Here is a 19120-nt window from a genome sequence, read left to right as displayed (position 1 = left end):
GCCGCAATGCGATGAATTTCCTCCTTAGTCCTCAAAGCAAAGAAAAAAGTCGCTAACCCAATTAATAAGAAGACTAAGCTACTCATAAAGAAATTTATTAATTATAAGTGAAAGTGAATCATGCAAAACTACAATGCTGGCAAAGATTGCAGATGCCAATTATCTAAAATTTAGCATATAAAGATTTTACAGCCTAGCCTACGTTCAGAGATATTTATGATTAAATATCAATACGGTTCAGTTTCCAGCGATATAAAATCACTAATCTCCTAACCTTGTAAATAGTAAAAAATTCATTTTGGATGATTTAATCTGCAATTTTTATTACAACATTTGTTTGACTGGCATTAAATATTAATATTTGTTTAATTTAAGGTTAAATCAATGGTGAGTCCCGATTTACTGTTGTTTGTAGAATCTCTGGGCGTGGTTTTGGGTTCCAATATTGGTACAACTAGTAGCGATATCTACAATAGGCTATACCTACGCCGTACATTAGTAACGGCTAATTGCTAATCCCTGATGAAAAAACCAAAATCGGTAGACCTAAAAAGTGTAGGTGGGGTGCTGACAGAAGTAATGGTAATTTTGAGTTATTCTCACCGACCTAATTGATTCTACTTGACTTATCAATGTTTCCTGACCTATGTCAGCATTTTTTGTTTTAAAAACCAGTTAAAAAGCGCATTTTCAAGCTTCTAGCGATTTTTTGGGAATTTATCTCTGATTATTTACTCAACTGATCTCCATTTGCGGTGTACTCTCAATATACGGTAACTATCACACTCAACCTTTGAGATAAATTACACCCAGAGGTGAATACCATGAATAATTATGCTACTCAACAGGAATTTATATTAAGTCAAATCACAAATAAATATTTTCAGCGCCGAGATTTCAGTGGATGTGACTTGCGTGGAATCGACCTGAAAGGAATTGATTTAAGTGGTGTTAATTTCATAGGAGCGGATTTACGTGATGCAAATTTATGTGGTTGTGTTCTCACTCGTGCTAATTTAAGTGGCACAAACATGATGCAAGCTAGCCTGCGCGAAGCTAATTTATATGAAGCATCTTTGTGCGAAGCTAATTTGATTAATGCTGATTTAACACGAACAAATTTGTGCGGAACTTTCTTATGGCGAGCAAAATTCATAGGTAGTAATCTTTGGGGTGCTTCTTTATGTGATGTGGATTTGAGAGAAGCAGACTTAAGTGAAGCCAAATTAATTGAAGCATCACTGATTGAAGCTAATTTAGTTAGAGCAAATCTCACAGGAGCAAAGTTATGTGGAGCAAAATTACTAGAAGCTAATTTAACTGAGGCTAACTTAACTGGTGCAGACCTGACATGGGCAAATTTAACTAAGACAAACTTGAATAAGGCAAACCTTTGGGAGACAAATCTGATTTATGCCAAGCTTCGGGATACTATTATGCCTGATGGGACAATTGAGCAACCTCAGATATTGATTTATTAGTCATTAGTCATTGGTTATTTATCATTAGTTAGGAAAGAAGTTTTTGTTCGCCCCAATGCCCCATGACTAAAACTCACGTTGTGAGAAAATAAAAATAGCGATCGCTAACAACATAGCACTATAAAGTAAGCCATAACCAGCATTTGTAATCAATGCAGTTGTGTCAGGTAGGGCTTGCAGACCATAAACGGCATCGTTTTTTAAATTTAATCGAGATAAATCTGGTAAGATGAGAAACAAACCCTGAGTTAAACGTTCTATACCAGGGTTATGGCTCAGGCGACCAAGTTGTACTAAATCTTGAGTAATATTTCCGATTAAATATACCGCAAAGGTTAAAACAGTCGCCAGTAAAGAAGCAGTGAAAACACCAAAGGTAATAGCTACAGCCGTGATTAATGACAACTGCAATAATAAAAAAATTGCAGCGATTAGAATGCTCACGGTTGGATGAGGAATGCTACCAAATTGCAGAAATACTAGATAAATTACTGTCATTGTGGCGACAAGCACAGCTAATACTGCGGATAAACCCAAGTATTTGCCGACAATAATTTCGCTGCAACTGACAGGTTTAGCAATTAATACCAAAATAGTGCGTTTTTCAATTTCTTTATTAATCAGTCCCGTACCAATAAATATCGTCACAATTAACCCGATGGCATTCATTGCCGCCATCCCAAAGTCTAAAAAGATTTTGTCTTCAGTCGTTGCTGCAAATTCAGGAAGGACACGGAAAGCAATGGCGATTATCAGCGCATAAAAACCAATAATAAATAGGATGCGATCGCGTACCACTTCCTGAAACACATTCTTTGCCAATACAAAAATTCTGTTAATACTCATTTGTTATTAGTCATTAGTCATTGATTCTTGTTCCCCTACTCCTCCCCAGCTTGCGGAGGTGGTGATCCAGCAAAAAGTTTACTGCCGCGATCGCATTCAATTTCTGCAACTGTAATCTTATTGTCTGAATTGTTAGTTGCTGCAACTGGTTCAATGCGACAAGATTTTTTCAAGTAATAACCCCGTGGGTTAGAACTCGGGCCCATCCAAATACTTAATAAATCTAATATATATCCAGATTTAGTATTAGCTACGCGCGGTTCAACACGCCATAGTTCCTTCTCTTCATATTTACCCAAGTTCTTTTGAATTACTCCCCTACCTAAAGTTACTACCCGAGGTTCGACATCTTTTTTCGGTATCAGCCATTTCTCTACTTCTGACCAAGGTCTTTTAGCTATTTCTTCTATTACTAGTGGTTGAAGTTTTTCTAAAATTATAGCGCCGTTTCGTGGAATTTTTAGGCGTCTTTCCGTACTGACAAGAACGGTACTACCTTTAAAAGTATCTGCCTGCAAACTAGGATATTGTTGAAACCAATTATTCATCACAAAGTGAAACTGAATCCAGCAACTTAGCAGCATACTACTAGCAACTAAAATTATGATTCTTTGGCGATCTTGTGGTTTAGGAATTCTAGCTTTGGCATCGGTATCATTTCCTTCAATAAATTCTGGGATAGCTGTAATTAGTGCTGAGATTGTCGGCCAAAAAACGATTGTTCTTGGTGTAATGACATCCCGTTGATCTCCAAATGCAAAAACACTCACCAAAAATCCTGTTATCACTGCTCCGACTGGCATAAAAGTACCAGGAACCCTCAAAGGATCTTCAGTTGTATACCAAGCTGTGCCAGCAATTAAAAATAACCAACCGAAAAAGGCAATTATATCTTTTATATAACCTATAGCAAAATATGAAACTATCCAAGAAAAAATACTCAAATAAATAAATGTTTGCCAAGAATAAGCTTTCGGTGGAACTAATACCTTTCTAATTCCTGCATAAAGCCCTTCAGCAAATTTAAAAACCCCAAATACATCTTTAAGTAACGTATTCATATTCTTCCTTCCACTTGATTAATCATTAATCTCACTTTGAATAAAGTAAATTTTTGCTACTTTGAGCGAAAAAATAAAATAATTGTTATAACACTATAACTTAGAGAATTCGCAATTAATGTAGTAATCACTAAATTAGTATTTTGTAATTTAGCAGTGCTAAAAGTACGCCATCGTCGCCGTTGGTATGTTTGAGGTTCCTCTTCTTTCTTAGCAACTGGTTCACTCAATGATAGTAGTAATACCCTTAAAATGAAAAACTTCATTATAAAAGTAGCAAAGAAAATTATACAAGCAGTTAAAATTATTAAGCTTTGTGTATTTGCTGATTTAAAATTATTAAAAAACATATAGCTAATTAATTCTGATTTTAGATGTATTGGCAACATTGGTTCAGCTACAAAAAATATGACCCAACCAATTACACTAGAAAACAAATTCATAGAAATAGCATAAAAAGTGCTAGTTTTTTTGTCAAATTTTAGTCGATTATGCAAAACATAGGCTTCGATGGGGATGGCAATCAGTACAAATAAAAAGTCAAACAGAATTCCACCAATAGGAAAAATGCTGGGAAGCATCCAATTTTCAGGCATAAATGGTCAAGGGTAAGAGTTAACTGTAGAGAGTATAACTGGGATAGTGAGGGTGATGGTGGAAATTATCTGATTGTTTTTGTTTGGTGTGCCAATATGATATTGCCGATATTATTTATACATTATACGGATGCATGAGAGGAGCAGTTTCTCTACCTAAGATTACAAGACGTTAGGTAAGATTAAAGACTGCCACTTATAGCTTTTCGAGAAATGACAAGGAACGGTATTGGTATTCGCACGGCGCAAGTGCGTCAAGAACGGCTCGTCGGTCAAATTCACGTCTACGATGGCTTGGGTAAAGGTAAGTCCCAAGCAGCTTTGGGGGTAGTTTTGCGCTCTATTGGCTTGGGGATCAATACGCCTAGCAATTCTAACCGCGTTTTATTGCTGCGGTTTTTGAAAGGGCCTGAACGTGATTATGATGAAGATGGGGCGATCGCAGCTTTGCAACGTGGGTTTCCTCATTTAATTGACCAGGTTCGCACTGGGAGAGCCGAATTTTTTGGTCATGAAGAAATTACCAGTTTTGACCGAGATGAAGCGATGCGGGGTTGGGATGTAGCTAAAGGCGCGATCGCTAGTGGTTTATATTCAGTTGTTGTCTTGGATGAGATTAACCCGGTTCTGGATTTGGGTTTGCTACCAGTAGATGAAGTGGTACGGACATTAAAATCTAAACCCCAAGAGTTGGAAATCATCGCCACTGGACGCGCTGCACCACAAAAGTTGCTTGATATTGCAGATTTGCACTCAGAAATGAAACCTCACCACCACCCAACAGCTAAAGCCCTCTTTCTTGAAGGGATTGAAATTTATACTGGTGCTGGTAAAGGCAAGTCTACTAGTGCTTTGGGCAAAGCCTTACAGGCTATTGGTAGGGGAATCAATCATCCAGGGTCTACTCGTGTGCTGATTATGCAGTGGCTTAAAGGTGGTAGTGGCTACACAGAAGACGCTGCGATCGCTGCCTTACAGCAGTCATATCCAGAAGTGGTGGATCATCAGCGCTGCGGTGGAGATGCGATCGTCTGGCGAAATTCCCGGCAAGAATTAGATTATGTAGAAGCCGAAAGAGGTTGGGAAATCGCTAAAGTTGCGATCGCCTCTGGATTGTATAAAACTATTATTCTTGATGAACTCAATCCCACTGTTGATTTAGAATTACTCCCCGTTGAACCGATTGTGCAAGCTTTACTCCGCAAACCCCGCGATACCGAAATTATAATCACTGGTCGCTGCCAAAATCCACCTGCCTACTTCGACTTGGCTAGCGTCCACTCAGAGGTTTATTGCCACAAACACTATGCCAATCAAGGTGTAGAGCTTAAACGAGGGGTAGATTTTTAAATTGGGCATTGGGCATTGGGCTAATAGCTGAGTTTTGGGGCGCACTAGCAGGAATTTTTACTTTTGGGTAGTTGAATATTTTGCACAAAGCGATCGCGTCCTGCTGCCTTTGCTTGATACAATGCCCAATCTGCGGCGGAAATCATTTCTTCTATATCAGAATCTGGCTGAGGAATTTCTGTCGTAAACCCAGCACTTAGGGTAACATAAGGACTAACTTGGGAATTTTTATGAGGAATTGCTAGTGTTCGGACAGCATCACAAATGTTTTCGGCAACACGAGTTGCCCCCTCAGCGTCTGTGTTAGGTAAAATCACAGCAAATTCTTCCCCGCCATAACGGGCAACTAAATCTCCGGGACGTTTAATAATATCTTTGAGCGCTTTAGCAATTTCTTGAAGACAGTGATCGCCTACCCGATGACCATAAGTATCGTTATATAATTTGAAGAAATCAACATCGCAAAGAATCAGCGAAAGGGGGCATTTATCCCGTTTCATGCGCTGCCACTCTTGGTTAAAATACTCTTCAAACCGTCGGCGGTTAGCGACTTGAGTTAATCCATCGATAGCAGCTAATCGTTGCAATTCCATATTAACAGCTTCTAGTTTTTGCTGTAACTGAGATTGCTCAATTAAGCGTTTTACTCGTTGTCGCAAAACTGCCCAGTGGATCGGTTTAGTAACATAATCCATTGCCCCCACAGCAAATGCCCGGTCAACTGAGACTTGATCTTCAAGCCCTGTAACCATTAAAACTGGAGTGTACTTGCTATAACCAAAATTTTGTAACTGAGTGCAACACTCGAAACCATCCATATCTGGCATCATGGCATCAAGAAGTACTATATCAGGATGCAATTGCTTAAAAACTTTTATTGCCTCTATGCCATTTTGAGCTTCCGCGATTTGATAGCCTTCCCGCTCTAAGAAATGCCGCAGTATCAGGCGGATAAAAGGTTCATCATCAACAATTAGAACTAAAGATTGGCTTTCTTGAGCATCAGCTTTCATGGTACATCCTTTGCAAGTTCTTGTTCTAAGGCAGCTTTAACTTGTTCATATTCTTGATATAGTTGTGAGATTAATTCTAGGCTGTTTTCTAATTTACTGCTGTATCCCTGTGCTTCTAACACCTTGCAAAGCTGTGACAGAGCGATCGCTCCAATAGAAGCACTGCTAGATTTAAGTTGGTGGGCTGTGTTGAATAGAGTCTGGGCATCCTGAGTTGTGATAGATGTGCTGATATCTCGGACCAATCTCGGTGTCTCTGTAAGATAACACTCAATCAGTTCAACAAATGCCACACGATCTCCTCGGAGCATATTCTGCAAAGATTGGAGAATTTTGGCATCAAGTTTGGCAATTTTTGATGTTTGGTTTTGCTCTAATTGTAGGATATTTTGCGAAGGTTGTAATTCTAAGCACATCACCTTACCTTGTTTTCCTCTGGAAGTGAATTCAGACCTTCTTTGGGGTGGGCATTTGCTAAGTGCCTCAGCTAACTCTTGAAGCTGAATGGGTTTGCTAATGTAGTCATCCATACCAGCAGCAAGACAGACTTCGCGATCGCCCCGCATTGCATTGGCAGTTATCGCAATGATATGGGGACGAAAACCTACTCCCCATTCTTGACAGATTCTTCGAGTTGCTTCTAAGCCATCCATTTTGGGCATGTGGACATCCATCAACACTAGGTCATAGGGCTGTTTTTGCAAAGCCTTTAGCACTTCTAACCCATTAGTTACGACATCCGCCACATAACCAATTTTCTGGAGCATCAGTAAAGCAACTTTCTGATTGACAATCGTATCTTCTGCCAGAAGAATTCGCAATGGCAGTCGATGGGCATTTAGCCGATCAACTAAGGGAAAGTGAGAAATACTGGCTAGCTGCACTGGCGAACTGCTTAATTTAGCTTGTTCTAACACAGGAGCCACTTTCGTACTAATAGTGAAGTAGAATGTTGAACCTTGGGAAATTCCACCTTTCCATAGAGGTTTAGGATTGCCACCGACAAACCCTTGACTTTCCACCCAAAGAGTGCCGCCCATCATCTGACTGAGCCGCTTACTTATGGCCAGTCCCAATCCTGTGCCGCCATAGCGTCGAGTCATGGAGACATCAGCCTGAGTGAAGGGTTGAAATAACCGCCCTATCTTTTCTGGTGCAATACCAATACCTGTATCTTTGATAGCAAATTGAATTTCGTATAGAAGTTGCGGCTCTCCAGCAGGTATAGGGGACTGGGAAAAAGCTTCTTGATTCAAATCCCCATTACTCCTTATCCTCAATCCCCCATCCCCAGTCCCCAGATCAACAGAGAGTAGCACTTCTCCATTTTCAGTAAATTTAATGGCATTGTTAAGAAGATTCATCAAGACTTGGCGCAGACGTGTCATATCGCCAATGATCTGAGTAGGAACTTGCGGCTCGATTAGGTAAGCTAGTTCGATATCCTTTTGGGCAGCTTTATGAGCTAATAGGGAAATAGCCTGCTCTACACAAGCTCTCAAATCAAAAGGCTGTTCTTCTAATTCCAGTTTGCCCGACTCAATTTTGGAGAAATCTAGAATGTCGTTGATAATGGTGAGTAAAGCATCTCCGCTACTGTGAACTGTTTCCACCAAGTCTTGTTGTTCAGGTGTGAGATCAGTATCTAGCAATAGATCAGTCATGCCAATAACAGCATTCATTGGAGTCCGAATTTCGTGACTCATCATCGCCAAAAACTCACTTTTTGCCCGATTTGCGGCTTCTGCTTGACATTTTGCCTGCTCTAAGGCAAAGTTTTTCAAGCTAAGTTCTTCACGTTGGCGGGTTTCTTGTTCCAGTAAGTGAGCCTGTGCTAAAGCAATACCTAGTTGAGCCGCCACTGCTTCTAGTAATTCGATTTCGTCTTGTGTCCACTGGCGAAAATAGCTGTACTGATGTAAGCCGATCGCACCATTAGCTTCTCCTTGATAGGAGGTGCGAATTGACAGCATAGACTTCAGCCCAATTTGTCGGCAGATAGGTTCAATTGTCTGGAGTAAAGGATCAAGGTACACATTGGGAGAAGCGATCGCTATTTCTTGTGCCATCATCAGCTCGGCATGAGGATTATTGGTCATGGGAATTTCCAATTTCAACATGGAGCAATGGCCAGGGAGTGTACTATACTCTGCTACTAGGGGAATTTGGGGTGTGGAGTCGCTAATGAAAGAATGGATCAGACAGCGTTCAACTCCAAATGCTTTGCCAATTTGGGTAGCAGCCGTCTCGAATATTTTTCTGCTATCAAGACTTTGACGAATTTCTTGAGTAATTTGTTCAAGTAGTAAAGTTCGATGCAATTGCCGTTCCAGATTGGCTTCGGCAAGCTTGCGTAAACTAATATCTGTCTGAATTCCAATAAAGTGGCTTAACTTACCATTTTCGTCATGAATGGGAGAAATACTCAATTCATTCCAGAATAAAGTGCCATCTTTGCGATAGTTGCGGAGAACAACTTTGCAACTTGTTCCAAATTGAATAGATAAGCGCAGTTCATTGAGTGCTGGTTGCTGGTTATCTATGCGTTGCAAAAATCGGCAGTTTTGCCCAATCACATCATTAGTACTGTAGCCTGTTATTTGCTCAAAAGCTGGGTTGACGTAAATAACTGGATGATGGGCGAGTCTAGCATCGGCAATGATAATTCCATTACTGGTAGCAGCAAGTGCCCTCTCCCTTAGCCTCAAGGTTTCTTCAACCAGTTTTAAATCAGTAATGTCAAACATAAACCCCCTTAGCATAGTAGGACTTCCTGCTTCCTCAACTACGCTAACAACATCTCGCAGCCAAACAACTCGCCCATCGGCTGCTAACATCCGGTATTCCAATTCGTGATTTTTGCACCTAGCAGTTGCTTCTTGGCAAAAACGAACAGACTTTTCTAAGTCATCTGGATGTAAATGATTGAGCCAAAAATTTTCTTCGTACCACTCTGCGATCGGATAATTTAGCAAGTCTACCGCTTGCGGCCCAACGTAAATAAATCGCCAAGTTTTCAAGTCTAATTCCCAAGGGATGACTTTGACAGTTTCCAGCAACTGCCGCAAACGATTTTCGCTGGTGCGGAGGGAAATTTCTATCTGTTTATGTTCTAAAATTTTGTAAGTTAAATCCTGATTTTCTGCTTTTATCTGCTGGTTATTTGCTTGTAAAGTCAAAGCAAAATAGATTGATAATGTCAGCGCAACAATAACTAATAACCATACAATCAATAGAAAAAGCCTCTGCCAGAGTAGGACTATATAAATTGAAAATAATATTCCTAGCAACAACGCTAAAAATTTTCGTTTGCGGAAAAAGTTCACAGCTTTTAACCAGTTATATCGGTGCTGTTTGACCATTTATTAACCCTCCAGCACTTTCAGGGTTTATTGCACTAGCTTTCACTTTTAATTAATTTTAAATATCAATAGCAATGGGGCAATTACGGAACTTATTTCTAAGTTAAATGTTTATATAATATTGTCAAAAACTTTAATAATTTATGGCTATAATTATCGTTTTTTTAATAGCATCAAATTTTCTATACTAGTACAGTTCGGCAGAAATAAATCTACCCTTCAGGTGACGCTTACAGGCTCGCTCTAAGCGAAGCCATGCCGAAGGCTTTACGCTGCGCTAACGGCAGTTCTATTACAACCAGAAAGTCCAAAATTAAAGCCTTTTAAATTTTAAGAGCTAATTGCTTCTCCCACAGGGAGACGCTGTGCATAGCTTGCTTCCCCGGAGGGTTAGAAGGCTTTTAATTAGCGCAACGCACTGGCTCCTTTTCGCTTCTAGCTTGCGGTACTAGGCTTTTGTCTGAGACGCGATGGCGTACCCGCCCTTTGTGGTGGCGATCGCTAATGTGCCACTGATGCGAACAAACTTAAAATTATACCAATTCAATTAATGATTGCAACACATCCTTGGGTAAAGACGCGATTCATCGCGTCTCTACAAATGGTCTATTTGTCCCATTCTTTTTTCAAATTGGTATTACTTGCTTACTAACATTCTACGCATAAAGGCTTACTCGCTCGGAAACTTGGGTTTGAAAACGTAAAATACAAAGATTGATATGCTTGTTGACAACATCCAGAATTTTTAAGTGAAGCGTGAATTTGAATCTGGAGTTGTAAGCGATGTCTTTGATGGACTACGCCTAGACATTTTTAAGTTTTATCGAGGAAGGCAGAGGGCAGTTCTAGCTTACAGAAAACTGCCCTCTTTCAAGATAGGTTTATTGCCTATACTTAATACCTTAAATCACAGCTTCTTGGCGTTGACAATCAAAAACAACCATGTAAGAAGCATTTGATTTTTCCTGGGGGAGATGCCGCATATAGCCTTCGGCATCAGAACGGCTGCGGAAGCGAGCAACAATCTCCCGTTGCGTATTAGGAAGTAGACGAGCGATCGCCCAAGAATTGAGGCGTTCTTTATAGGCAATAGCTTGATTGTCTGATTTAGAAGCTTGGTAATCCGTATTTTCTGGCATAATTATGTTAACCGTATGAAGTTTAATGAAGGGCGTTAATTAGTTTCTAGGTAGGAATGCACTAACGCTTTTTTTTAATGCTGCTGCCACCTTGTTATTCGATTATTAAAAAATTGTCAACACTGAGCGCTATATTTTAGACTACTGAAGTTGAAATTTTCAAATAGCAATGAATCACAAAACCTTAATTTGCAATTGTTTCCAGGGTACAACAATGCTCAAGCAGAAAGTTGGATAAATATTGGATTTGTATGATTTGTATGCATACACGTAAGTAATATCTGTATCAGTGTTAAAATTAACGCAAATGTCTTAAAAAATACTATTAAAAAGTTTATATCTCAAAGTTCTCAAAGCACTTGAAAACGAAAACAACAGGAAAAAGCGTGCATTCTGATTAAAGGCGAAGCAAGAGTTACTCCACCTCTGAATTCTTTTGCAATTTTACCTATTTCTTCCTTCACCACTCCTTATCTAGTAGGGATTCAAATTCAGCTTGTAAGGCGCTCATATCCGCCAATCTTGCGACGAGTAAATTATCTTTACCTGCATCAGTTAAACGTACTTTCCAATAACGAATGCTGTCTGAGTTATTCAACCAAAACTGAATCACGGTATCTACCACTTGATCCAGATTCCAATCTCGCTTTGTTGGAACTGATTCCACTGATTCTAGAAACGTATCTAGTGTACAGGTACGCATTCCCAAGTATTCTACGCCTTGGCTAGGTGGTTTTTGTCCATTTTGCTGTTGCTGATTAAAAAACTGCAAAAGTGGAGATACTCCGACAATATCAAAAGTGTATTTCATGTTAGCACTCCCAATTTTAAATTACTTGCAGTAAAACTTTAGTTTTTTAACATAATGTCTAAGAAGTAACTAAAGCATCTAGAAAAAGTAGAGTTTATATCTACTATATTAGAAGCATTAAATCTTAGCCAGAAATTAGCACTTACAAGCCTTGAGTGCTAATTTGTTTTAATAGTTTGATTGAATATTAAAGAGGTGTATATAAGAATAGTAAATTATTTTTGAAAAAACTTAATTAGTTTTATAGTGGCGTGCCAAGTCTAAAATGTTGCAAAAAAATTGTAGGTTGGAGAGCCACTGCGTTGGGCAGCTCTGGCGGCTTGTTCGCCTTTAGCGTTCCGGCAGGGTAGCAAGTGACGTTTGAGGAACGTAGCAATACCCGTAGGTAGCCCAACATTTTCTTTCTCTTTGTTGGGTTTCGCGTTGCTCAACTCAATTTACATCTAATGCACTATTTTAGGCGTTGCTGAATTAAAGTATGAATGTGGATTTAGAGACGTAGCACTGCTACGTCTCTACAAGGATTTTGGTATTATGCAAAATCATTTTCATACATGGAATCAGCAACACCCTATTTTAAGCTTGACATGGTACTACGTGGACTTCAAAAACCAAATCGAAGTTTTATATATGTCGTTAGACATAGCTCGGCATTGAACCCGATGTAGATTAGCTTTTTTATAAAGTTGACGCTCCCACCCCTTAATTCTTCACAAGTTTGTTCTTTCGTGAATAATCTGTATAGCCTTGAATATTTTCTGGTTCAAATTGACCCAGTACACGCGTAGCTTCGCGTATTAAATCCTCATTTCCGGTAACTGCAATTAAGTATTTGCCTGCATTGAGACGGTTACGATAAGGTAAAGCATCGCCACTGCTAGCTGTTAACCCGACACTTCGACCGATTAAACCAGCGCCCAAAACACCGCCTATACCTCCTAAGATACCAGCAAGAAATTCATTGCCAAATCGAGCAAACTGGGGAAATATTTCAACTTCTGTGAAATGGTTGAAGGCATAACCTGCAACAAATCCAAAGGTTACAAGCCCCCCCAAGAGCCGATTTGATTGTTTACGGGCTTGCTTGTCGGGATCAATTAGTCCAAATTCATCAGCGCTTAAATAACCATCGCCCAAAATATTGACTTGTGAAGTTGGCAAGCCTGCTTTTTCCAGAGCAGAATATGCGGCTTCTGCTTGTATTCGATCTGGTAAAACTGCAACAAGATAATTCATAAGACCTCACTTAATAAAGTTTTTTTGTGCAGTAATAAAACTGCTCAATACAATCTGATATCAATTTGAAAATGATTTCGACAGATGAAGGTCTAAAAACAATTATCAGTAATATCATATCCCGCTAATTAGTTAAAGTTACCACATCTGTGCAAAAATAGGAAAACCCTTTTTTCCTCTTGCTCCTGCGGTGTTAATGATAAGTCTTTAAGCGGATATGATATAATTATTTGCGAATCTAAAATGCAAAATGGTATGAGCTATTCTGGCTTTTTGTGCCATTGTCCATCGTTACCTTTTTCGTAATCGCGTTTCACAGTGCTCCAAGCAACACGAAAGGCACTTTCTTCTTCACCATATTCTTCTTGAGCATTGTTAAATGCAGCTCGAAAAATTTCTTGGGCGTGCTTGGGTAAATGTTCTTTGACTGAATCAGGTAAGTCTGCAATATGTTGGTAAGGCATAAATTTCGTTTTCTTACTTGATGGAATAAATTCTATGAATTTACGAAAAAAGGTAGTGAAAGCTTTGATTTTCCGTAGGAGCAATTCCTAAAATTACCCTTACATTTCATACTTAATGCGTAAGTCTTAATTCAATCTCACTTTTTGACAAAAATTTTTAAGTTTTTGGCTTTGACTTGCCCAGACAAGCCAAAGTACTAATTAATTATCCGATATATCAGACATAATATACCTCTTAATTAAATAGGCGAAAGGGTGCAGAGCCAGAGGAATTTTCCCCCTGCTCTCTGCTGCCTCACTTCATGTCTGCACTTGACTCTGAGGTGGAAAACCATGTTGGATTCTGCCTTCATCAGCATCAAACTGTTTAGAAGTTTTGAAGAGTTCAAAACGCCCATCAGCAGCATATTGGACGCAACGATCGCGCAATGCTTGCATTTCTTTTGCGTGCATCGGTTGAAAACCACGCGCGATCGCTAAATTTTGTCGCAGTACTTCTACAGAATCAATACCACTGACAAGTGTAGCGATCGGTAAACTCATGGCGTAACGGATAGCTTCTTGGGGAGTGACTACACCTTTTTTTACTGCATCACCATTTCCACTGAGACTTTTCATGGCAATAGCGGCAATTCCCCGTTTGTTGAGTTCTGGTAACACCTGCCTCTCAAAACTGCGGAAGCTGGCATCAAAACAATTAAGCGGCATTTGCACTGTATCAAAAGGGTAGTTATAAGAGAGCATTTTTAGATGAATAGCGGGGTCTTTGTGACCCGTAAAGCCAACGAACCTAACTTTACCTTCTTTTTTCGCCTGAGCCAGAGCTTCAATTGCCCCGTTGGCACGAAAAATCATTTCTGGATCGTTGTAGTAAACAACTTCGTGGATTTGCCACAAGTCGAGGTGATCGGTTTTGAGACGACGCAGAGATTCTTCAAGTTGCTGCATTGCCACTTTGCGATCGCGTCCGTGGGTGCAAACCTTCGTCATCAAAAAAACCTTGTCTCGTCGCCCTTGCAACGCCTCTCCCATCCACTCTTCACTACGATGCTTGTTATACTCCCAAGCGTTATCTATGAAGGTGATACCATTGTCAATAGCTTCGTGAGCAATGCGAATCGCCTCTTCCTTACTCTTTGCTTGCCCTAAAGTTGCACCTCCCAAACCGATCGCCGACACTTTCACCCCTGTTTTTCCCAGTGGACGGAGAGGAATTTCACCAGTGTTTGTGCTATTCGTTGGAGTTGCAGATAACGCTGGAACCTCTGCCGCTTCTACTTCGGGATTGGCATTGAGAATGTGGTCAGCAAATATTGCCCCTGCACCTGCACCGATAAAGCCTATTCCTTTTAAAAAATGTCGCCGCTTTACCTCTAAAGGTAAATGCTTTTGGACGCCTTCATCATTATCTTCTCTTACCATTGGTTTATCGTAATTAAAAATACTTGTGTTAATTTCACCCATTACATATTTGTAAATAATTCGTAATTGAATTCTTAATTACGAATTACGAATTACGAATTACGAATTAGTTACAGGCGTGATGATATCAAAAAACTAATTGTTTGTGGTTTGAAACTCGAGGTACTATCCCAATAATTAACCTGGCTAATATTCACCTTAAGCAAAGCAATATCGGGTTCGTCCAGTCCTTTAGGAAACCAAGTTTGAAGTTCCGGCTTCCATAGCTCTCGCATCTTGTTGCGGTCTTTTACGAGTTCGGCTGAACCTGAGATAGAAACGTATCGCTGCTGTTCGGGTGACGAAAAACTAATATTTACCTGTTCATAGTGTTCAATCTCAGTCACCTTATGGGAACCAGCATAAGTAAAGAACCAGAGTGTGGGTTCAGAGTTAATCTCACCACTTTTTGACATAGGGTAACTATGCAAACTGCCATCATCATCGACTGTGGTAAACATACCATAATCAATATTTTTGATTAGTTCGTGCAGCTTTTGAATCTGTTGTTCGCGGTCTGTAGAAGTTGCCATTGTTTGTACTCTTTCCTCTATTTGCTTTTCCTTGACTGTAATTTTTGATTACAATCAGGTTTGATGCTGGTAAAGTTATTTTTTAGTATTAACCTTTTTTGTTTAAATTGCGTGAGCCTACAGATGGAATTATCCTAACATTGTGTTTTTTAGTTATATCTATAGAGATATTGGTTGATGGTGATTATTATGTACATGTACAGCTTTTGGACATAGAAATATGAATGGTGTGCTTATTTCTTTAGACATAAATTTTATTCCAACAAAGAAATTATCTAATTTTGTGGAGTGGATATCTTGTCCGCCTTTAGCTACGGGTGCTCGCGTCGCCCACCCAGGCTTTTTTATAAAGCAATTAGCGTTTTTGATAAAGTAATCAGGAAATATACGTGACGATTAAAAATCACGGTTGCATATAGCTTGTATCCCGTAGAGAAGGGTACATCGCTGCTAGCTGTGGTCAGGAATAGTATCTATTTTTACTTTGCAGTACTCTTTCTATTCATAGCCCGCTATGCACCTTGGCAAAATTTGTATTTACGACAATCTAGGCTGGAATTATTACTAGTTGGATTGTATAAGATCCTTGTAATAATTTAAGCATTAACCACAATTAAAGGTTGAGAATGGCAAATACCAGTCGTTCTAAGCGGCAAGTTGTCATTTTGGATAGTTGCTTTAGTGGTGCTTTTGCTGAGGGTTTATCAGCCAAGGACGACGGTACTATAAATATCCGTGAGCAATTAGGCGGTGAGGGACGGGCTGTTCTCACATCATCTAGTTCAACTCAATATTCCTTTGAGCAACAGGGGTCAGACCTCTCAATTTATACCCGTTATTTGATAGAGGGAATTACAACAGGCGCAGCAGACTTAGATGAAGATGGCGTTGCTCCATTGACGAGTTGCATGAGTATGCCAGCCGAAAAGTTAGAGAAATACAGCCGACGATAAGGCCTGAAATCTACACAAGTAGAGAAGGCTTTAAGATTCGACTTACAAAAGTTCCCCAAGGCGATCCTAAACAAAAGTATTGCAAAGAAGTGGCGCGATACAGTAAGCGTGGCGAAGTTACTTTTGTGGGTCGGAAGATTTTGGATGCGCTTAGAAGCCGCTTAGGACTATCCAAGGTGGAAGCAACAGCAATTGAAGATGAGATGTTAGCAGTTGTTCGTCAGGAATTTCGAGAAAAGTTACAGCAATATGAGCGGGATTTTAGTGAGGCACTCCAGCAGCAAGTAGCTCTCAGTGAAGATGATCTCAATATGCTACGACAGAATCTTCAGCAAATTTTGGGGCTGAGGAATGAGGGTACAATGCCAATAGAGGCACAAGTTAAGGCAAGAATTGAAGCATATAAGCAAAACCTGCAATACTATGAACAAGGATTAGCTGAGGCAATGCAACGAGAATATCCTCTTAGTCAAGCTGCTCGCGATCAGTTGCAGATTATGCAACGGGTATGGGAACTCAGTGATAAAGATATAGCTTCACTTGAAAGTCGCGTCACTGCTGAGATAGAAGCATATCAGCAAAAGTTGCAGCAGTATGAACAGGTATTTACTACAGCAACACAACAGCAGTATCCTGTTGGTAAAGCAAAGCGTTATGAACTGCTACAAGAACAGCAAAACTTAAATTTAAAAGATGAAGATATTGCTCCAATTGAAGCTAGAATTACGGCTGAGGTTGAAGCTTATCTCCAAAAATTACAGCAGTATGAACAAGCATTTATAAAAGCAACACAGCAGCAATATCCCTTGAGTGCAACCCAGCGTAATCAACTCAGGAATGAGCAGCAAATGTTAGGTCTCAAAAATGAAGAGACTGCTCCGATTGAAGCTCGAATTACTGTTGAAATTGAAGCATATCTACAAAAGTTACAACAGTATGAACAGGCATTTACTAGAGCTACACAGCAGCAGTATCCCTTGAGTGCAATGGAGCGTAATCAACTCAGGCATAAACAGCAAACGTTAGGTCTCAAAAATGAAGAGACTGCTCCGATTGAAGCTCGAATTACTGTTGAAATTGAAGCATATCTACAAAAGTTACAACAGTATGAACAAGCGCTAATTCAAACGATTCAGCATGAGTATCCGTTTAGTGAGGAGATTCGTGAGGAATTAAAGCGATATCAGCAGGTTTTGGAACTTGGGGATGAAGAAGTAGAACGAATTAAAGAAAAAGTTGTTAGACAAAGAGAGACAGATCAACTTCAAGCTAAACTTGAGTTATCCCATAAATTAAATCAGCAGCTAGTTCAAAAGTCAGATGCTCAGATGCTGGAACAGCAACAACCCATAGCAGTAACTTCTGTATCAGGAACTACCTACTTCAAAAATAAGTCCTTTATAGGTATTGCGGCAATTGTTTTATCTGGGTTAGTTGGATTTCCCACATTATATATTATAAATTATTTTCGCCAGGATCATTCGACAATAACCAAGCCCAATGCTCCTGTAGCAAAATCATCTATTCCCACACCTAATATATCCCCAAAATTAGCTACTCCCACACCTACTACATCCCCTGCGGTTAAAGATTTGGATGCACTTTTAAATACAGTTCCAGAAATTACTGACCCATCTCAGTTGCGTGCATTAAATCGCCAAGTTTTTAACCAAATTCATCCAGCTTGGACTAATCGCTCAGGATTGCAAGAAAATTTGATCTATCGTCTGGGTGTAGCTGCGGATGGAGCGATCGTTGGTTATAAAGCGGTCAATAAAGAGGCAAATATAGAAGTAGGTCAAACTCCTCTGCCTAGCGTACTTGTTTATAATGCAGCTACCCGCCCTTCCATTTCTAAAGAACCGATCGCCCAATTTCGAATAGTATTTAATACAAAAGGTTTGCTTGAAGTTAGCCCTTGGCGGGGATATGCTAGGACGCCAGAGGTAGTAGGTGCAAAAATTACTGACCCTAATATAGTCAAAGGTTTAAACCAAAAGCTTTATAACACAGTTCGCCAAAGCTGGAGTGGCACTCCTACCTTTACACGAGATTTGAAATATCGGGTAGCAGTCAACAAAGATGGTGTAATTGCTGACTATGAACCACTTAATCAAGTCGCCTTTGACTATTTCCGCGAAACACCTCTTCCTAAAATGTTCAACGCTGTCTACGGTTCCAATGTAGCAGCTCCCAACGATAAAAAACCTCTCGCCCACTTCCAAGTGATATTTAAGCCTAGCAGCACGCTGGAAGTTACGCCTTGGCAGGGATATCAATAAGAAGATACTTTACTCTATAATTTAATTTATTAAGCGATCGCCACTCGATTTTTCTCAGCGTGGTATCTATCAAGTCCTGCTCAATAGAGTATTCTCACTCAAAAATTCTGTTAAATTTGTACCCTCTGAATGAGTCTCTTCAACCTATAGCAGGAGTATCATGTTCGATTAAGCGCCTACTATGAACAACAAGGTAATCAAATCGCAGTATATCTGCTTTTCAAATTATGGACTTGAAGTACAAGTGGAAAAATGGCTATAAACCAAGCCGAGATGAAGCGGCAAAAGATCCTCATTTGTTAGATGAGAGTCAGTTCGAGAACGAACAAGACCGAAAGCTAGCTGAAGAATCTGCAAGGAAGCATTTAGGTATACCTGCACCAACCTTAGACGAAGATAAGTCAATACTACCTCATTAGCTTCGCTTAAGGAAAAGGCTTAATAACACCATTTCCAAAAATCTTTCCAACGAAGAAATTGCCTGTAGGGACGTATAACTGTACGTCCCTAACATCTATCTGTAGCAGGAATT

General features: G+C 39.8%; 16 protein-coding genes and 1 pseudogene. 5 read left to right on the top strand and 12 right to left on the bottom strand.

Annotation, left to right across the window (positions count from 1 at the left end; genetic code table 11):
• Window positions 1-824 precede the first annotated feature (824 nt).
• Window positions 825-1481: a pentapeptide repeat-containing protein gene (locus RMZ43_RS10310; protein ID WP_322653157.1), complete on the top strand. Its 657-nt coding sequence runs from the start codon at window positions 825-827 to the stop codon at window positions 1479-1481.
• A gap of 66 nt (window positions 1482-1547) precedes the next feature.
• On the opposite strand, the gene RMZ43_RS10305 is transcribed toward RMZ43_RS10310, so the two are convergent.
• Genes RMZ43_RS10305 through fraC form a run of 3 tightly spaced genes read right to left on the bottom strand, consistent with a single transcriptional unit; the run spans window position 1548 to window position 3984 of the window.
• A complete protein-coding gene (locus tag RMZ43_RS10305) occupies window positions 1548-2327 on the bottom strand; it encodes an ABC transporter permease (RefSeq protein ID WP_322649660.1) in 780 nt (259 codons plus the stop codon).
• Window positions 2328-2362: 35 nt separating this feature from the next.
• Complete coding sequence (gene fraD, locus RMZ43_RS10300) at window positions 2363-3388, bottom strand: septal junction protein FraD (RefSeq protein WP_322653156.1); 1026 nt, start codon at window positions 3386-3388, stop codon at window positions 2363-2365.
• Between the two features lie 56 nt (window positions 3389-3444).
• Window positions 3445-3984 carry a filament integrity protein FraC gene (gene fraC, locus RMZ43_RS10295; RefSeq protein ID WP_322653155.1) on the bottom strand — a complete coding sequence of 180 codons (540 nt, stop codon included), beginning with the start codon at window positions 3982-3984 and terminating at the stop codon, window positions 3445-3447.
• A gap of 213 nt (window positions 3985-4197) precedes the next feature.
• Here fraC and RMZ43_RS10290 point away from each other — a divergent pair, with 213 nt between their 5' ends.
• Complete coding sequence (locus RMZ43_RS10290; RefSeq protein ID WP_322653154.1) at window positions 4198-5334, top strand: cob(I)yrinic acid a,c-diamide adenosyltransferase; 1137 nt, start codon at window positions 4198-4200, stop codon at window positions 5332-5334.
• A 44-nt stretch (window positions 5335-5378) separates the two neighbouring features.
• On the opposite strand, the gene RMZ43_RS10285 is transcribed toward RMZ43_RS10290, so the two are convergent.
• From RMZ43_RS10285 to RMZ43_RS10245, 9 genes are all read right to left on the bottom strand, one after another.
• Window positions 5379-6347, bottom strand: a complete 969-nt coding sequence (locus tag RMZ43_RS10285; RefSeq protein ID WP_322649663.1) for a PleD family two-component system response regulator — start codon at window positions 6345-6347, stop codon at window positions 5379-5381.
• The gene (locus tag RMZ43_RS10280; protein WP_322653153.1) at window positions 6344-9709 is read right to left on the bottom strand and encodes a PAS domain S-box protein; all 3366 of its coding nucleotides are present in this window, start codon (window positions 9707-9709) and stop codon (window positions 6344-6346) included. The genes RMZ43_RS10285 and RMZ43_RS10280 overlap by 4 nt, the downstream gene beginning before the upstream one ends.
• A 902-nt stretch (window positions 9710-10611) precedes the next feature.
• A complete protein-coding gene (locus RMZ43_RS10275) occupies window positions 10612-10848 on the bottom strand; it encodes a hypothetical protein (protein ID WP_322653152.1) in 237 nt (78 codons plus the stop codon).
• Window positions 10849-11308: 460 nt separating this feature from the next.
• A complete protein-coding gene (locus RMZ43_RS10270; protein ID WP_322653151.1) occupies window positions 11309-11659 on the bottom strand; it encodes a hypothetical protein in 351 nt (116 codons plus the stop codon).
• A gap of 260 nt (window positions 11660-11919) precedes the next feature.
• Entirely contained in the window at window positions 11920-12090 is a 171-nt protein-coding gene (locus tag RMZ43_RS10265; protein ID WP_322653150.1) for a hypothetical protein, read from the bottom strand.
• A gap of 271 nt (window positions 12091-12361) precedes the next feature.
• Window positions 12362-12895 carry a hypothetical protein gene (locus RMZ43_RS10260; protein WP_322649667.1) on the bottom strand — a complete coding sequence of 178 codons (534 nt, stop codon included), beginning with the start codon at window positions 12893-12895 and terminating at the stop codon, window positions 12362-12364.
• Window positions 12896-13155: 260 nt separating this feature from the next.
• Entirely contained in the window at window positions 13156-13359 is a 204-nt protein-coding gene (locus RMZ43_RS10255; protein ID WP_322653149.1) for a ChaB family protein, read from the bottom strand.
• Window positions 13360-13659: 300 nt separating this feature from the next.
• Window positions 13660-14823: an aldo/keto reductase gene (locus RMZ43_RS10250; protein WP_322653148.1), complete on the bottom strand. Its 1164-nt coding sequence runs from the start codon at window positions 14821-14823 to the stop codon at window positions 13660-13662.
• A gap of 68 nt (window positions 14824-14891) precedes the next feature.
• Entirely contained in the window at window positions 14892-15353 is a 462-nt protein-coding gene (locus RMZ43_RS10245; protein ID WP_322653147.1) for a pyridoxamine 5'-phosphate oxidase family protein, read from the bottom strand.
• 626 nt (window positions 15354-15979) lie between these two features.
• On the opposite strand from RMZ43_RS10245, the gene RMZ43_RS10240 reads away from it, so the two are divergent.
• The 3 genes and pseudogenes from RMZ43_RS10240 (at window position 15980) to RMZ43_RS10230 (ending at window position 19007) form a co-directional block, all read left to right on the top strand.
• Window positions 15980-16306 (top strand): hypothetical protein, encoded by a 327-nt coding sequence (locus RMZ43_RS10240; protein WP_322653146.1) that lies wholly within the window; start codon window positions 15980-15982, stop codon window positions 16304-16306.
• 1520 nt (window positions 16307-17826) lie between these two features.
• A pseudogene (locus RMZ43_RS10235) lies at window positions 17827-18588 on the top strand (DUF4335 domain-containing protein); the annotation flags it as partial.
• 227 nt (window positions 18589-18815) lie between these two features.
• A complete protein-coding gene (locus tag RMZ43_RS10230; protein WP_322649672.1) occupies window positions 18816-19007 on the top strand; it encodes a bromodomain-containing protein in 192 nt (63 codons plus the stop codon).
• Window positions 19008-19120 lie beyond the last annotated feature (113 nt).

The organism is Nostoc sp. CmiVER01 (assembly GCF_034531135.2).
Classification (GTDB): domain Bacteria; phylum Cyanobacteriota; class Cyanobacteriia; order Cyanobacteriales; family Nostocaceae; genus Nostoc.
This window is presented reverse-complemented; position numbering and strand designations above follow the sequence as displayed.

Coding starts and splice junctions, on each gene's coding strand:
- RMZ43_RS10255 (WP_322653149.1), bottom strand. CDS start 13,359: ATGCCTTACCAACATATTGCAGACTTACCTGATTCAGTCAAAGAACAT.
- RMZ43_RS10290 (WP_322653154.1), top strand. CDS start 4,198: ATGACAAGGAACGGTATTGGTATTCGCACGGCGCAAGTGCGTCAAGAA.
- RMZ43_RS10275 (WP_322653152.1), bottom strand. CDS start 10,848: ATGCCAGAAAATACGGATTACCAAGCTTCTAAATCAGACAATCAAGCT.
- RMZ43_RS10250 (WP_322653148.1), bottom strand. CDS start 14,823: ATGGGTGAAATTAACACAAGTATTTTTAATTACGATAAACCAATGGTA.
- RMZ43_RS10270 (WP_322653151.1), bottom strand. CDS start 11,659: ATGAAATACACTTTTGATATTGTCGGAGTATCTCCACTTTTGCAGTTT.
- RMZ43_RS10305 (WP_322649660.1), bottom strand. CDS start 2,327: ATGAGTATTAACAGAATTTTTGTATTGGCAAAGAATGTGTTTCAGGAA.
- RMZ43_RS10280 (WP_322653153.1), bottom strand. CDS start 9,709: ATGGTCAAACAGCACCGATATAACTGGTTAAAAGCTGTGAACTTTTTC.
- RMZ43_RS10310 (WP_322653157.1), top strand. CDS start 825: ATGAATAATTATGCTACTCAACAGGAATTTATATTAAGTCAAATCACA.
- RMZ43_RS10240 (WP_322653146.1), top strand. CDS start 15,980: ATGGCAAATACCAGTCGTTCTAAGCGGCAAGTTGTCATTTTGGATAGT.
- RMZ43_RS10285 (WP_322649663.1), bottom strand. CDS start 6,347: ATGAAAGCTGATGCTCAAGAAAGCCAATCTTTAGTTCTAATTGTTGAT.
- fraC (WP_322653155.1), bottom strand. CDS start 3,984: ATGCCTGAAAATTGGATGCTTCCCAGCATTTTTCCTATTGGTGGAATT.
- RMZ43_RS10230 (WP_322649672.1), top strand. CDS start 18,816: ATGGACTTGAAGTACAAGTGGAAAAATGGCTATAAACCAAGCCGAGAT.
- RMZ43_RS10245 (WP_322653147.1), bottom strand. CDS start 15,353: ATGGCAACTTCTACAGACCGCGAACAACAGATTCAAAAGCTGCACGAA.
- fraD (WP_322653156.1), bottom strand. CDS start 3,388: ATGAATACGTTACTTAAAGATGTATTTGGGGTTTTTAAATTTGCTGAA.
- RMZ43_RS10260 (WP_322649667.1), bottom strand. CDS start 12,895: ATGAATTATCTTGTTGCAGTTTTACCAGATCGAATACAAGCAGAAGCC.